Below are 11,282 nucleotides of genomic sequence, written 5' to 3'. Positions count from 1 at the left end.
GAACCCATGACCGACTACCCCACGAACCATGACCTCGGCCGGATCGACGTCATCGAGCTTGACGATACCCCTGCCCTGAGTCGTGACGTCGCCCTCGATATCGCGGCGATCCAAGCCTCCTGGCCCGACTTCGAGGGCTCCTTCGACTCGCTACAGGGCCGCAGAATGATGGGACTGTTCTACGGCCAAGACGATGTCTATCGGCTGTCCTCCGCGCGTCTCGATCGAGACCACGACAATCCACTCGGTCTCGACGAGACCGTGATCCCAGGCGGCAGCTATCTGCGCCTGCGCCTGCGCGGCAGCGCACCGTCCATCTACGAGGACATCGCCCCAGCATTCGACGCGCTCTTCAAACACGCAAACCACGACCCTGGACGGCCACACATCGAGTACTACCGCCGCGAGGGCGAGGTTGACTGCCTCGTCCCGATCAACTCATCGAGCTGACCTCAGACAAGGCGGATAGTTCTCACTCGGATAATGCACTTCCACCGGTATTGACGTAGGCGAACACGGTCGACGCCGTGGCCACGAAATCGTTGCGGCTGATCTTGGCCCAGTCGGTCGAGGTCACGAGCTGGCGCGCGTCCGACAGATACCGGTCGACCTCGCCCGACCTGACCTCACCGAATCCGCGGCCCGGACCCTTCGACATTTCGACAGTGCGGTACTCCCCCGCCCACTCGTAGACGTCCTGGAACAGGTGCCCGTGGATCGCGCGTAGGTGCGCCCCGTCGAACGTGCGAGCTATCTCGACCTCGCCGTTACCGAGCTGCACGGCGCGCACGGTGGTGTCGGTGTACTCCATCCGGGACAGCACCCGCGCGTCGCGCTCCTCGTAGAGGTTGCGCAGCGTCCCGATCCCGGTATCCGGGTCGATCGTGTCGGGGTAGAAGTACGACTCCCAGCTATCGAACTGGGATGCCACGTCAGCGGGCGGCGCCGACGACGCCGGCCGCGCGGCGAGCGGCAGCGTGGCCGCGTCGACGGTACTCCGCGAGGTCGATCGCCCCGCGGGTGTAGTCGGTCACGTTCTCGACGTCCTCGCGGGTTGGGGTGAACCCTTCGTGCCATCCAGCGGCGAGGGCCTGGCGCACGCTGTCGCGCTGCGTCGCGTCGAGCTGCGCGAACAGCTCCGGCCACTCCTGCTCGACCGTGAATGTCTCAGCCACGATGGGCTCCCTTCGTCGTCCTACCAGTCTACCGGTTTTCCCGAAAACGGTCTATAAGAAGTTTCGGCACAAGAGGGTTTCGGCACGGACTTTCGGCACGGCGTGTCGACATCGCCGCGGTGCAGCTCGCGGCCGTGCCGGAATCGATCGTTTTCGGTCCCGTCACTCACCGCCGCGACGCTCGGCGCGCAGTTCGTCGACGAGGGCCTGGTGCATGGGGTGCAAGAAAAGCACGACAGAGCCTTGGTAGTAGCTATCTGCCCTAATCGCCTCGGTGAACCGGATCTCGAGCTCCGGCTGCTCGCGCAGCGTCCGCCGCACCCGTTCTGCCACTCGCTCAGCCATAGACACTCCCCCCAGAGCTTCCCGGATCGTAGCTGGTTCGAGGCCCAGGCGGGGAGATTGGAGGCATCGCTATTGCCGCGGGCCTGCGATCGCGCGCGACGATGGAGCTAGGCGCCGGCGATTTGTTGGATGATCTGGATGGCCACGGCGACGACGAGGGCATTGTAGAAGAAGCTCACAACGCTGTGGAGAAGAACCAGCCACCGCATGCGCACCGTGGTCACGGACGTATCCGAGGTCGCGAATGAGGTTCCCACGGTGAACGCGAAGTAGAGGTAGTCGGCTAGGCCCGGCGTAGTGGTGCGCGGGAATTCGAGGCCCGGCTGCGGGGGGCTGCGGTGTTGCATGCTTTCGTAGATCTGCGCGAATCCGGTGTGTAGAAGGTGCCACGACAAGATGATGCCGACGGCCGCCACAACACCGGTGAAGGTGTAGCCGGCCCGGGTTCCGTCGATCGGTGCGCGGACGGTGATGGCCAGGAGCGCGGCGTTCACTCCGACGAGGCTTGCCACGAGCGGGAAGATCCAGGAGAGCGCGTCCAGCACTCCCGTCCGTGGGGGCACCTGTTGGCCGCGCACGCTGCGGTACCAGGTCAGTGCGAGCCCTCCGAGGAGGTATCCGGCGGCGATCGCCTCCCACACGATCAGCATCACGACATCCCCGGACGCCACGTATGCCAGCGCAGCCAGGGCGGTGAGGGCTTCTAGGCCTGTGACCAGGTAGTCGACGCCACGATTCCTGCCACGCGGCCGCTCTGCGTTCACGACGCCTCCTTCTCCCGATCACAGCATATTGTCAGCGCGGTTACCTTCCGGATCGTAATCTACCTGTATGCGCACTGATCCTCGTCCCGCGATCCTGGCGGCCGCCTTCACCCAGCTCGATGAGGGGCGGGCGGTGTCCCTGGATTCGGTGGCCCGGATCGTGGGTCTGACCAAGCCGGGGGTGATGTATCACTTCCCCACGAAGGAAGCGCTCATGCTCGCCCTAGTCGACTCCGTTCTAGACCGGTGGGAAGAGGCTCTGATCGCACGACTGGGCATACCTCCGGCTGAGGCGGGCGCGGCGGCGCGCATCGGCGCCTACCTCGACTGGTCACTGTCCGGGGGGTTCGATGAGACCGACCTGGTGGCGATGAGCGACCCGAAGCTGCGGCGCTCGCTCACCCGACGCTGGGCCGAACGTCTCGCACCGTGGCTCGTCGTGCCTGATGACGTGGACCCCGCCGAACGCACACGACTACTCGCAGCCCGCCTCCTCGCGGACGGTGGATGGCTCGCCGAAGCCGCCAGTTTCTACCCCCCAACCCCTGACGAGCGAGCCCAGCTCCGCGTCTTTGCCCACACCCTCTTGAAGGACTGACTATGAAGAAATGGCTTCTCCTTGCCGGCGCGATCATCGGCGAAGTCGCCGGCTCCCTCTCCCTCCAAGCCGCGCAGGACCACCCGGCCTGGTTCATCCTCGTCGGCGTCGGCTACGTCGGCGCGTTCACCCTTCTCGCGCTCGTCCTGCGCGAAGGAATGGCCCTCGGGGTCGCCTACGGAATCTGGGGCGCGATGGGCGTGGCGTTGACCGCGCTGCTGGCCGCACTCCTGTTCGGACAGCCCCTCACCGGGGTCATGCTCCTCGGCCTGGCGCTGATCATCGGCGGTGTCCTCACCGTCGAGCTCGGATCACAAGCGGCACAGCGCAAGAAGGAGGCGAGCATCTGATGGTCTGGCTCTTCCTCATCCTCGCCATCGTCCTCGAAGTCGGCGCCGCGCTCTCCCTGCGCCTCGCGACCGGCGGCCGGAAGCTGTTCTACATCGCCGTCGTCGTGGGCTACCTCGGAGCGTTCTTCTTCCTCACCCAAGTCCTCGCCCTTGGCCTCGGTATCGGTGTCGCCTACGGAATCTGGGCCGCCTCGGGCGTTGCTCTGACCGCGGTGGCCAGCAAGTTCTTGTTCAAAGAACCCTTCACCTGGGTCATGGCGCTCGGCATCGCACTGATCATCGGTGGCGTCCTCCTCGTCGAACTCGGCGCCGCCCACTAACCCACTGAGCAGCCCGGTGCCGAAGGAGACGGCGGCGGCGGTGAACCCGTCGCCCAGCCCGAGGGCGAGGCGCGCGTTGATGCGCGACTGCACAGCGCCGCAGACGCCGCCCAGCATCGCGGCGGGCAGGGCCCAGGCGGGGGCCGACGGGGGGAGCGGGGAAGGCGCAGGTGCAGGCGGGAGGGAAGGGGAGCTCACCGAACAACCATAGGCGCGGCCTACACTCTGTGCTCCACCTGCGCACCGGCGCAGCGACATGCACAGGAGGCCCCCATGACGGAGCAGACCGGTCAGAACCCCTTCGGCGACGAGGCGATCCGCGCGAACACCCCTCCCGGGGCCGAGGGTCCCGTCGGCACCGGCGTCGAGGGCGCCGATGACATCCTCGAGGCCGATCGCGCGCGCGACGCGCAGGACGCCTCCTACGACGCGGCCGACGCGCCCGATCCTGTCGGCGCCGATGACCTGACCGCGGCCGAGCAGGGCAACCGCGAGGGCGACGAGATGGTCGCCGAGGGGAACTCCGCGGCCGAGAACGTCGAGCTGGCGGGCGACGCCGAGGGCGTCGACACCGTGGGCGCCCCCGGCTTCGAGTCGCCGGAGATCGCCGCCGAGCTCGACGGCAACTCGGCCACGACGCCCGGTGAGGATCCCCTCGCGGGCCGTCCGTGAGCGACGCGTCTTCGGCCGGCGCATCCGCGTCCGACGCCCTGACGCCGATCTCCCGCACCCCGCGCGTCGGGGTGCGGGCCGCGATCGTGCGCGGGGGCGCGATCCTGATGAACCGCTACGCCGGGGAGGTCCACGACCTCCCGGGCGGCGGCCAGGAGCACGGGGAAGCGCAGATCGACGCGCTCCAGCGCGAGTGCCGCGAGGAGATCGGCGCCGAGATCGAGGTGTTCGGCCTCGCCTGCGTTTTCGAGGTGATCACGGACGTCGCCGCGCGCTCGGGCCGTCCGATCGACCTGTTCCACCAGGTGAACCTCGTGTTCTGGTGCGATCTCCCCGAGGGCCAGGAGCCCGGTCTCGGCGCCGTTCCCGACGGGCAGCAGATCGGCACCGCCTGGCTGCCGATCGATGAGCTGCACCAGTACGACGTGCGCCCGGCGCGGCTGCGCGAATGGCTGCAGTCCGATCCCAGCTCCCGCCCGACCTGGCTCGGGACCCTGGTGGGCCCGGGGCGCTGAGCAAGGCGGCCGCTGAGCGAGGTGGCCCACGGCGAGAGTCACGAGAGGACTCGAGAGCAGCCCGGCTCGGGTCCTCTCGTGACTCTCGCCGCCTGCCTGCGGGCGTTCCGGTGCCGGCGGAGCTGTGGCATCGGACCATTGCGCCATGGGGGGCGGTGCTACCTTCCTCCCAGGAGCGCAGGCCACAGGGCTGAGCGCACGCCCGATGGAGGGACGACGATGGACATGCTCGGACTCACCCCGCAGGAGCTTCTCGTCCTGCTGCTCTCGACCGGCATGACCGTGATCGTGCTCGCGTGCGCGATCGTCGGCGCCGTCGTGCTGACGCGCCTGCTGCGCGCGCGGGTCCCACAGAGCGCACGCCTCGCTCGGCACGCAGGCACCGCCGCCCGCCGCTGACTCCGCCTCAGGCTGCGGCCGGCAGATCCAGGTGCGCGCCGCGCGCTGCGAAGTAGGCGTCGCAGCGGTCCCGGCCCCAGCCGTGGCCCTGGGCGAGCCCCTCGGCGAGCATGTCGAGGTAGGGCTCGGTCGGGTCGGTGGACTCCATCTCGGTGATCGAATCCGGTGCCGTGAAGGTGAGCATCGGCAGCCCGTCGCGCTCGCCGACGTTCAGCAGCGTCTCGTAGCGGCCGGGACCGGCCTCGAAGCGACCCCCGGGCACGCCCTCGCGCACGATCTCCTCGAGCGGATCGTCGGCGCGCACGGGCTTGTGCATCTCCTGCTCGGCGACGTCCACGAACTGCTCCGCGCTGATGAGGAACGCGCGAGCCGGGGTAGGACCGTCGGCCTCATGGTCGTAGAAGGCGATCCCGCCGCCCCACACGCGCGAGCTGCCGGAGAAGTGCAGGCGCCCGGGGAGCATCACGGGGGCCGCGGCGCGCGGCGGCGTCGCATCGCGGGCGCCGGTGTATCCGCGCATCGCGCCGGGGGGCCTGCCGCCCTCGAGGTAGCACGCGAGCCGGCTCGCGTTCATGTTGGAGCCGTAGCTGACGTACCAGACGAGGTCTTCTGAAGAGTGCATGACCTGTCCACTATGACCCTGATCCAGGGTGATACGGAAGCCCGGGGAGTGCAGAGCGTGGTCAAGGCCACGGAATCCGCCCCTTCCGGGAGCCCGGCTAGGCTGGCCGCATGACCTCCCCTGCCGCCGCCCCCGCCCCCTCCAGCACGCTCTCGAGCACGCCGTGGAGCGCCCCCGGGCTGCGCATCACGGACCATGTCCTCGAGGTCCCGCTCGACCATGGCGCTGCCGCCGGCCCGTCGGCCCCGCACCTCTCCCTCTTCGCCCGCGAGCTCGCCGCTCCGGGCGGCGAGGACCGCCCGTTCCTGCTCTATCTGCAGGGCGGCCCGGGCTTCGAGGCGCCCCGGTCCGACGGGCCCTCCTCGCCGCCGTGGCTCGCGCGCGCCCTGCGCGACTTCCGCGTGATCATGCTCGATCAGCGCGGGACCGGCCGCTCGACGCCCGTCGGCCTGGACTCAGCTCTCCCGGAGGGCGCGATCCCGGGCGCATCCACGCTCCGCGAGGCGACCCCTGCTCAGCAGGCTGACTACCTTGCGCTCTTCCGCGCGGACTCGATCGTGGCCGACGCCGAGCTGCTGCGCGTGGCCCTCGGCGCAGAGACCTGGACCGTGCTCGGCCAGTCCTTCGGCGGCTTCACGACCTTGCGGTATCTGAGCGTCGCGAGCAGGTCGGTCGCGGCTGCGATGTTCACGGGCGGGCTGCCGGTGCTCGGCCCCCGCATCGACGAGGCCTACGCCCTGACCTGGGACGGCATGATCGCGCGCAGCGAGCGGCACTGGTCGCGCTTCCCGGGCGACCGGGAGCGCATGCGCGCCCTCGTCGATCTCGCGCGCTCGGGTGATCTCTCGACGGCCGACGGCGCACCCGTCGGCACGGAACGGCTGCGCAGGCTCGGGCATCTGCTCGGCGCCTCGGGCGGCCAGGAGAAGCTCCACCACCTGCTCGAGCTCGACCCCCGCAGTCCCGCCTTCCGCGCCGATCTCGCGGGCGCCCTCCCGTTCTCCGGCCGGAACCCGATCTACGCGGTGCTGCACGAGTCCTGCTGGGCCGACGGCGGCGCCACCCGCTGGGCGGCGCAGCGCACGATGCCGGACGCGGTCCGCGAGGATCCGACGCTGCTCGCCGGCGAGCACATGCACCGCGAGGCCATCGCCGAGGATCCGCAGCTCGCGCCCTGGGCCGAGGCGGCGGAGCTGCTCGCCGCGCGCGAGTGGCCGGCCCTGTATGACCCCGCCGCGCTCGCCGAGGCGACCTGCCCGGTCGCCGCGGCGGTGTACTACGACGATGCGTACGTGCCGCGGGAGCTGTCGCTCGAGACTGCCTCGCACCTGCGGGATCCGCGGCTCTGGATCACCAGCGAGTTCGAGCACAACGGACTGCGAGCGAGCGGCGAGGGCGTGCTGGACCACCTGCTGGGCCTGGTGACAGGAGAGCGGCGGGGCTGAACCCCGCTGCCTCAGCCCGTCGGCCCGCCGCGCATCGCGAGCGCGATCTCCTCCGCGTCGACCGCGTCGAGCGCGTGCTGCAGCGCGTCGGCGTCGAACAGCCCGTCATCGCGGGCATCCAGCAGGGTCTCGCGCTGCGCGGTGAGGGTCGTGAGCTGGTGCTCCTTGGCGCTCGCGTCCTCGTCCAGCGAGAGCTCGGCCTCGGCGCCCGCGGCCTCCATGAGCGCGATGATCGCCGAGTGCTCCTCGCGGGCCCGGTCGGCCTCCTCCTGCGTCGGCTCGGGGGAGTAGAGGCGCTTCACGAGCAGGCCGATGGTTCCGCCCTGGAGCAGGAGCGACAGCGTCGCGACGGCGAAGGCGATGAAGATGACGAGCGCCCGGTGCGGGGTCTCCTCCGGCAGGGTCTGGGCGGCGGCGACAGTGATCGCTCCGCGCATGCCCGACCACACCAGCACCGCGCCGTCCCGTGCGCCGAGCGGCTGCCGCACGAGGTAGCCGATGTCCGCGCTGGCCCGGCGCAGGCGCGTCGCGTAGCGCTCCAGCCGTGCCGGATCCGGCATCGCCCGCGCGTCGAGGGCGAACGCGGCTCCGGCGTCGCGGCCGCCGAGCCCGAGTGCGCGCAGCGCCCGGCGACGGGCGAGCTCGCGGCGGTGGCGGCGCAGGCGGGGATGGCGGCCGCGGGGGCCCCGGTCGCCGCGCTGCCTCCCGCGCCGGGGTCCGCGCTGCTCCGCCGGAGCCGTGAGCGCGGTGCCGAACTGCTCCTGAGGCGTGCGGTCCATCAGCTCCAGGCGGCGGGCGGCGAGCTCGTCGCCGCCGTCGGCCTGCTCCTCGAGCACGCGCCGCCAGGCCGATCCGACCTGCTGCCGCGTCGGTGACTCGATGCCGGCGAGCGCGGCACCGACCCGCTCCCATGCGTCGAGGTGCTGCTGGGTGAGCTGCTGGCTCTGCTCCAGGCGCTCCTGCATCGCCGTGATGCTGGGCTGGAGGACGGCGTGGCGCTGGGCGCGATGGGACATCACCCGCAGCATCGGCGCGACCCAGGCCGTGCGGGCCAGGAGCACCAGCACGAGGGCGAGCGCGGCGATGCCGAGGCCGCCGAGCAGGGCCGGTCCCTCGGCCGCCCCCTCGCCCGTCAGCTCGCCGACGATCGCGTGCAGCTGCAGGCCCATCGTCAGGAACACGATGCCCTCCAGCAGCATCTGGATGCTGCGCCAGGTGATGCCGCTGGTCAGGCGGTGCTCCGCGGGGAGCTCGCGCGGCCCGCGGACGCCGGTGATGAGCCCCGCGACGACCGCCGCGACCAGGCCCGAGGAGCCGAGCAGCTCCGCCGGGACCGAGGCGAGGAACGGCAGCGTGAACGACAGGATCGTGTTGACGACCGGGCTCTCGACGCGCCGGCGCACCCAGAAGTTCCCGATGCCGACGACGGCGCCGATCAGCATCGCGATGACCACGGAGTACAGGAACGAGCCGGTCGCCGCGAGCGCCGAGAAGCCGTGGGCTGTCGCGCCGATCGCTGTCGCGAGGACCACGAGCGCGGTGGCGTCGTTCAGCAGCGACTCCCCTTCGAGGATGGTCACGACGCGCCCGGGGACCCCGCGGCCCTTGATGATCGAGGTGGCGACCGCGTCGGTCGGCGAGATGATCGCGCCGAGCGCGGCGCCTCAGACGAATCCGAGGTCGGGCACGAGCCAGGCGAACAGCAGCCCCAGCGAGAGCGAGCTGATGAGCACGAGCGCGACCGCGAGGCCGCCGATCGGCGGCAGCTCGCGGCGGAAGCTCATCGCAGGCATGGCGACAGCCGACGCGTACAGGAGCGGCGGGAGGATCACCTCGAGCACCAGCTCCGGCTCCAGCTCGAAGCCGCGCAGCGACGGGATGAAGCTCAGCGCGATCCCCGCCAGGACCAGCAGCAGCGGGGCGGCGATCCGGGCGCGGGGCGCGGGGACGTCGGCCGCGCAGATGAGGAGCGCGGCCCCTATGCCCAGTCCGATCAGCTCGATCATCGGGGACTCCACTCGGTGGGGCGCGCACGCGGCGCGGCGGGTGGGGTGCCGGGACGGCGGGATCGATCGTAGGGCCGGGGAGGGCGCGCCGCCCTCTCAGCACTGCGTGGGGAGCACTGGGCGAAGAGCACTGCCCGTACACTCGCCAGGTGCCTGAGCAGACCCCCGCGAACACCCTCCCGCCCACTCCCGACGACGTCGCCGTCGCCCTGCGCGTGCTGCGGTCGGCCCCGCTGCTGGCCGACGAGGATGAGCTCCTGGTCGCGCTGAAGCGCGGCGCTCGCACCTTCGAGCGCCAGCTCGCCCGCAGTCGCCGCAGCGAGAAGACCTGGGCGCAGCGCAAGGCGGATCGCGCCGTGATCGCCGCGACGGCGACGGGATCGCCGATGCGGATCGACGACGAGACCCGCGGGATCGCCCTGGTCTCGAACGCGAAGGGCGCATTCGCGGGGGAGCTGAAGAAGGCGCGCGGCTGCTACATCTGCAAGCGCGACTACACCCTGGTCGACGCGTTCTACCACTGGCTGTGCCCGGACTGCGCCGCGATGTCGCACGCGAAGCGCGATCAGCGCACCGATCTCACCGGCAAGCGGGCGCTGCTCACGGGAGGCCGCGCGAAGATCGGCATGTACATCGCGCTGCGGCTCCTGCGCGACGGCGCCCACACCACGATCACCACGCGGTTCCCGAAGGACGCCGTGCGTCGCTTCGCGCAGATGGAGGACGCGGCCGACTGGATCCACCGCCTGAAGATCGTCGGCATCGACCTGCGCGATCCCACGCAGGTGATCGCTCTGGCCGACGACGTCGCCGCCGCAGGCCCGCTCGACATCCTCATCAACAATGCCGCGCAGACCGTGCGGCGCTCCCCGAGCTCGTACTCGGCGCTGCTGGAGCAGGAGGATGCGCCGCTGCCGACGGGCATCCCGCTGCCGGAGATGACGGCGTTCGACCGCATCTCCCAAGCTCACCCCGCAGCGATCGCCGGGGTGCTGGGGTCGGTCGCCGTGCCCCATCACGAGGGGGAGTCGGCCGAGGCGGCGCTGGCCGCGCAGCAGGAGGCGCAGACGACGGCGCAGATGGCAGCGCAGATGACGGCGCAGTCGGCCGCCCAGATGACGGCGCTGTCGCTGCAGGCGGGCAGTGCGAGCCTCGAGCAGCACCTCGCGGGGACGGCCGTCGACGCCGGCGGGCTCCTTCCTGATCTGCAGACCCGCAACTCCTGGACGCAGACGGTCGACCAGGTCGAGGCGCTCGAGATGCTCGAGGTGCAGCTGTGCAACGAGACCGCGCCGTTCCTGCTGATCAGCCGCCTGCGGGCCTCGATGCGCGCCGCTGTGCAGGCCGGGGCGCGGCGGGCGTACATCGTGAACGTGTCGGCGATGGAGGGCCAGTTCTCGCGCCGGTACAAGGGCGCGGGGCACCCCCACACGAATATGGCGAAGGCTGCGCTGAACATGCTCACGCGCACTGCTGCCGGTGAGGCATTCGAGACGGACCGCATTCTCATGACGGCCGTGGATACCGGGTGGATCACGGATGAGCGCCCCCACCAGGACAAACTGCGGATCGCGGCCGAGGGCTGGCATGCACCCCTGGACCTGGTGGACGGCGCGGCTCGGGTCTACGACCCGATCGTGCGCGGCGAAGCGGGCGAGGACATGTACGGCTGCTTCGTGAAGGACTACAAGCCGAGCCCGTGGTGAGAAATGCGGTGAGGGGCTGAGCGGCGGCTCTTCTTGCCCGACCTCCTGCTCACCCGTCGGCTCGTGCGGCCCTCAGCATCCCGCAAGGCGTCAGCGAAATATGGAAGATGTGGAGAACTGTGCGAAGAAGCGTCTAGTTAAATCCTCCACAGGCGCAGTTCTGCACAATCGTGGAAAAGCTGGCGCCATCTAATCCGATTTATCCACAGCCGGGGCGCGTCGGTTTCGAATGTCGGTCCGGTGGTGGCGTCAAGGCGTCGTAGCAACATGGGGTTCGCCGGCGAGGAGGCGGGTGAAGGCTTCTTTCGGTGAGAGGAAGCCGAGTCGGCGGCGGGGCCGGTTGTTGATCTCCTCCGCGATGCTCG

At 70.4% G+C, this 11,282-nt stretch carries 15 protein-coding genes and 2 pseudogenes; 9 read left to right on the top strand and 8 right to left on the bottom strand.

Annotated elements, in window-relative coordinates; translation table 11 throughout:
* The first annotated feature begins 6 nt into the window (after positions 1 to 6).
* Positions 7 to 450, top strand: a complete 444-nt coding sequence (locus Bequi_RS13645; RefSeq protein ID WP_249738487.1) for a GyrI-like domain-containing protein — start codon at positions 7 to 9, stop codon at positions 448 to 450.
* Between the two features lie 22 nt (positions 451 to 472).
* Here the strand turns inward: Bequi_RS13645 and Bequi_RS13640 are convergent, their stop codons facing one another.
* The 4 genes from Bequi_RS13640 to Bequi_RS13625 form a co-directional block, all read right to left on the bottom strand.
* Entirely contained in the window at positions 473 to 931 is a 459-nt protein-coding gene (locus Bequi_RS13640) for a Fic family protein (RefSeq protein WP_249738486.1), read from the bottom strand.
* Position 932: 1 nt separating this feature from the next.
* Positions 933 to 1,175 (bottom strand): antitoxin VbhA family protein, encoded by a 243-nt coding sequence (locus tag Bequi_RS13635; protein WP_124093353.1) that lies wholly within the window; start codon positions 1,173 to 1,175, stop codon positions 933 to 935.
* 162 nt (positions 1,176 to 1,337) lie between these two features.
* Positions 1,338 to 1,520 (bottom strand): chemotaxis protein CheY, encoded by a 183-nt coding sequence (locus Bequi_RS13630; RefSeq protein WP_249738485.1) that lies wholly within the window; start codon positions 1,518 to 1,520, stop codon positions 1,338 to 1,340.
* Between the two features lie 107 nt (positions 1,521 to 1,627).
* A complete protein-coding gene (locus Bequi_RS13625) occupies positions 1,628 to 2,284 on the bottom strand; it encodes a DUF1345 domain-containing protein (protein WP_249738484.1) in 657 nt (218 codons plus the stop codon).
* 67 nt (positions 2,285 to 2,351) lie between these two features.
* Here Bequi_RS13625 and Bequi_RS13620 point away from each other — a divergent pair, with 67 nt between their 5' ends.
* From Bequi_RS13620 to Bequi_RS13595, 6 genes are all read left to right on the top strand, one after another.
* The gene (locus tag Bequi_RS13620) at positions 2,352 to 2,882 is read left to right on the top strand and encodes a TetR/AcrR family transcriptional regulator (protein ID WP_249738483.1); all 531 of its coding nucleotides are present in this window, start codon (positions 2,352 to 2,354) and stop codon (positions 2,880 to 2,882) included.
* 2 nt (positions 2,883 to 2,884) lie between these two features.
* Positions 2,885 to 3,232 (top strand): DMT family transporter, encoded by a 348-nt coding sequence (locus Bequi_RS13615; protein WP_249738482.1) that lies wholly within the window; start codon positions 2,885 to 2,887, stop codon positions 3,230 to 3,232.
* Positions 3,232 to 3,552, top strand: coding sequence for a DMT family transporter (locus Bequi_RS13610; RefSeq protein ID WP_019160223.1), 321 nt, complete (start codon positions 3,232 to 3,234; stop codon positions 3,550 to 3,552). Before Bequi_RS13615 ends, Bequi_RS13610 begins: the two co-directional genes overlap by 1 nt.
* Before the next feature lie 273 nt (positions 3,553 to 3,825).
* Positions 3,826 to 4,224 (top strand): hypothetical protein, encoded by a 399-nt coding sequence (locus tag Bequi_RS13605; protein WP_249738481.1) that lies wholly within the window; start codon positions 3,826 to 3,828, stop codon positions 4,222 to 4,224.
* The gene (locus Bequi_RS13600) at positions 4,221 to 4,739 is read left to right on the top strand and encodes an NUDIX domain-containing protein (RefSeq protein WP_249738480.1); all 519 of its coding nucleotides are present in this window, start codon (positions 4,221 to 4,223) and stop codon (positions 4,737 to 4,739) included. Before Bequi_RS13605 ends, Bequi_RS13600 begins: the two co-directional genes overlap by 4 nt.
* A 219-nt stretch (positions 4,740 to 4,958) precedes the next feature.
* Positions 4,959 to 5,138, top strand: coding sequence for a hypothetical protein (locus Bequi_RS13595; protein WP_249738479.1), 180 nt, complete (start codon positions 4,959 to 4,961; stop codon positions 5,136 to 5,138).
* A 7-nt stretch (positions 5,139 to 5,145) separates the two neighbouring features.
* Here the strand turns inward: Bequi_RS13595 and Bequi_RS13590 are convergent, their stop codons facing one another.
* On the bottom strand, positions 5,146 to 5,760 hold the full coding sequence (locus Bequi_RS13590) for a histone deacetylase (protein ID WP_249738478.1): 615 nt from the start codon (positions 5,758 to 5,760) through the stop codon (positions 5,146 to 5,148).
* 110 nt (positions 5,761 to 5,870) lie between these two features.
* Between Bequi_RS13590 and Bequi_RS13585 the strand changes: the two genes are divergently transcribed.
* Complete coding sequence (locus Bequi_RS13585; protein ID WP_249738477.1) at positions 5,871 to 7,205, top strand: alpha/beta fold hydrolase; 1,335 nt, start codon at positions 5,871 to 5,873, stop codon at positions 7,203 to 7,205.
* Between the two features lie 11 nt (positions 7,206 to 7,216).
* Here the strand turns inward: Bequi_RS13585 and Bequi_RS13580 are convergent, their stop codons facing one another.
* The gene (locus tag Bequi_RS13580; protein WP_249738524.1) at positions 7,217 to 7,642 is read right to left on the bottom strand and encodes a cation:proton antiporter; all 426 of its coding nucleotides are present in this window, start codon (positions 7,640 to 7,642) and stop codon (positions 7,217 to 7,219) included.
* Positions 7,643 to 8,227: 585 nt separating this feature from the next.
* Positions 8,228 to 9,211, bottom strand: a pseudogene (locus Bequi_RS13575) (cation:proton antiporter); the annotation flags it as partial.
* Positions 9,212 to 9,360: 149 nt separating this feature from the next.
* Here Bequi_RS13575 and Bequi_RS13570 point away from each other — a divergent pair.
* Positions 9,361 to 10,917, top strand: a complete 1,557-nt coding sequence (locus Bequi_RS13570) for an SDR family NAD(P)-dependent oxidoreductase (RefSeq protein WP_249738476.1) — start codon at positions 9,361 to 9,363, stop codon at positions 10,915 to 10,917.
* 249 nt (positions 10,918 to 11,166) lie between these two features.
* Here the strand turns inward: Bequi_RS13570 and Bequi_RS14470 are convergent.
* Positions 11,167 to 11,282: pseudogene (locus Bequi_RS14470) on the bottom strand (IS30 family transposase); the annotation flags it as partial.

Origin of the sequence: Brachybacterium equifaecis, from assembly GCF_023509525.1 — a bacterium.
Classification (GTDB): domain Bacteria; phylum Actinomycetota; class Actinomycetes; order Actinomycetales; family Dermabacteraceae; genus Brachybacterium; species Brachybacterium equifaecis.
Note: the sequence above shows the minus strand (reverse complement) of the source record. Positions and strands in the feature narration are given on the sequence as shown.

Excerpts from the sequence above, each read along its gene's own strand:
- Bequi_RS13595 (WP_249738479.1), top strand. The coding sequence starts at position 4,959 with ATGGACATGCTCGGACTCACCCCGCAGGAGCTTCTCGTCCTGCTGCTC.
- Bequi_RS13620 (WP_249738483.1), top strand. The coding sequence starts at position 2,352 with ATGCGCACTGATCCTCGTCCCGCGATCCTGGCGGCCGCCTTCACCCAG.
- Bequi_RS13580 (WP_249738524.1), bottom strand. The coding sequence starts at position 7,642 with ATGCGCGGAGCGATCACTGTCGCCGCCGCCCAGACCCTGCCGGAGGAG.
- Bequi_RS13630 (WP_249738485.1), bottom strand. The coding sequence starts at position 1,520 with ATGGCTGAGCGAGTGGCAGAACGGGTGCGGCGGACGCTGCGCGAGCAG.
- Bequi_RS13585 (WP_249738477.1), top strand. The coding sequence starts at position 5,871 with ATGACCTCCCCTGCCGCCGCCCCCGCCCCCTCCAGCACGCTCTCGAGC.
- Bequi_RS13645 (WP_249738487.1), top strand. The coding sequence starts at position 7 with ATGACCGACTACCCCACGAACCATGACCTCGGCCGGATCGACGTCATC.
- Bequi_RS13615 (WP_249738482.1), top strand. The coding sequence starts at position 2,885 with ATGAAGAAATGGCTTCTCCTTGCCGGCGCGATCATCGGCGAAGTCGCC.
- Bequi_RS13605 (WP_249738481.1), top strand. The coding sequence starts at position 3,826 with ATGACGGAGCAGACCGGTCAGAACCCCTTCGGCGACGAGGCGATCCGC.
- Bequi_RS13590 (WP_249738478.1), bottom strand. The coding sequence starts at position 5,760 with ATGCACTCTTCAGAAGACCTCGTCTGGTACGTCAGCTACGGCTCCAAC.
- Bequi_RS13610 (WP_019160223.1), top strand. The coding sequence starts at position 3,232 with ATGGTCTGGCTCTTCCTCATCCTCGCCATCGTCCTCGAAGTCGGCGCC.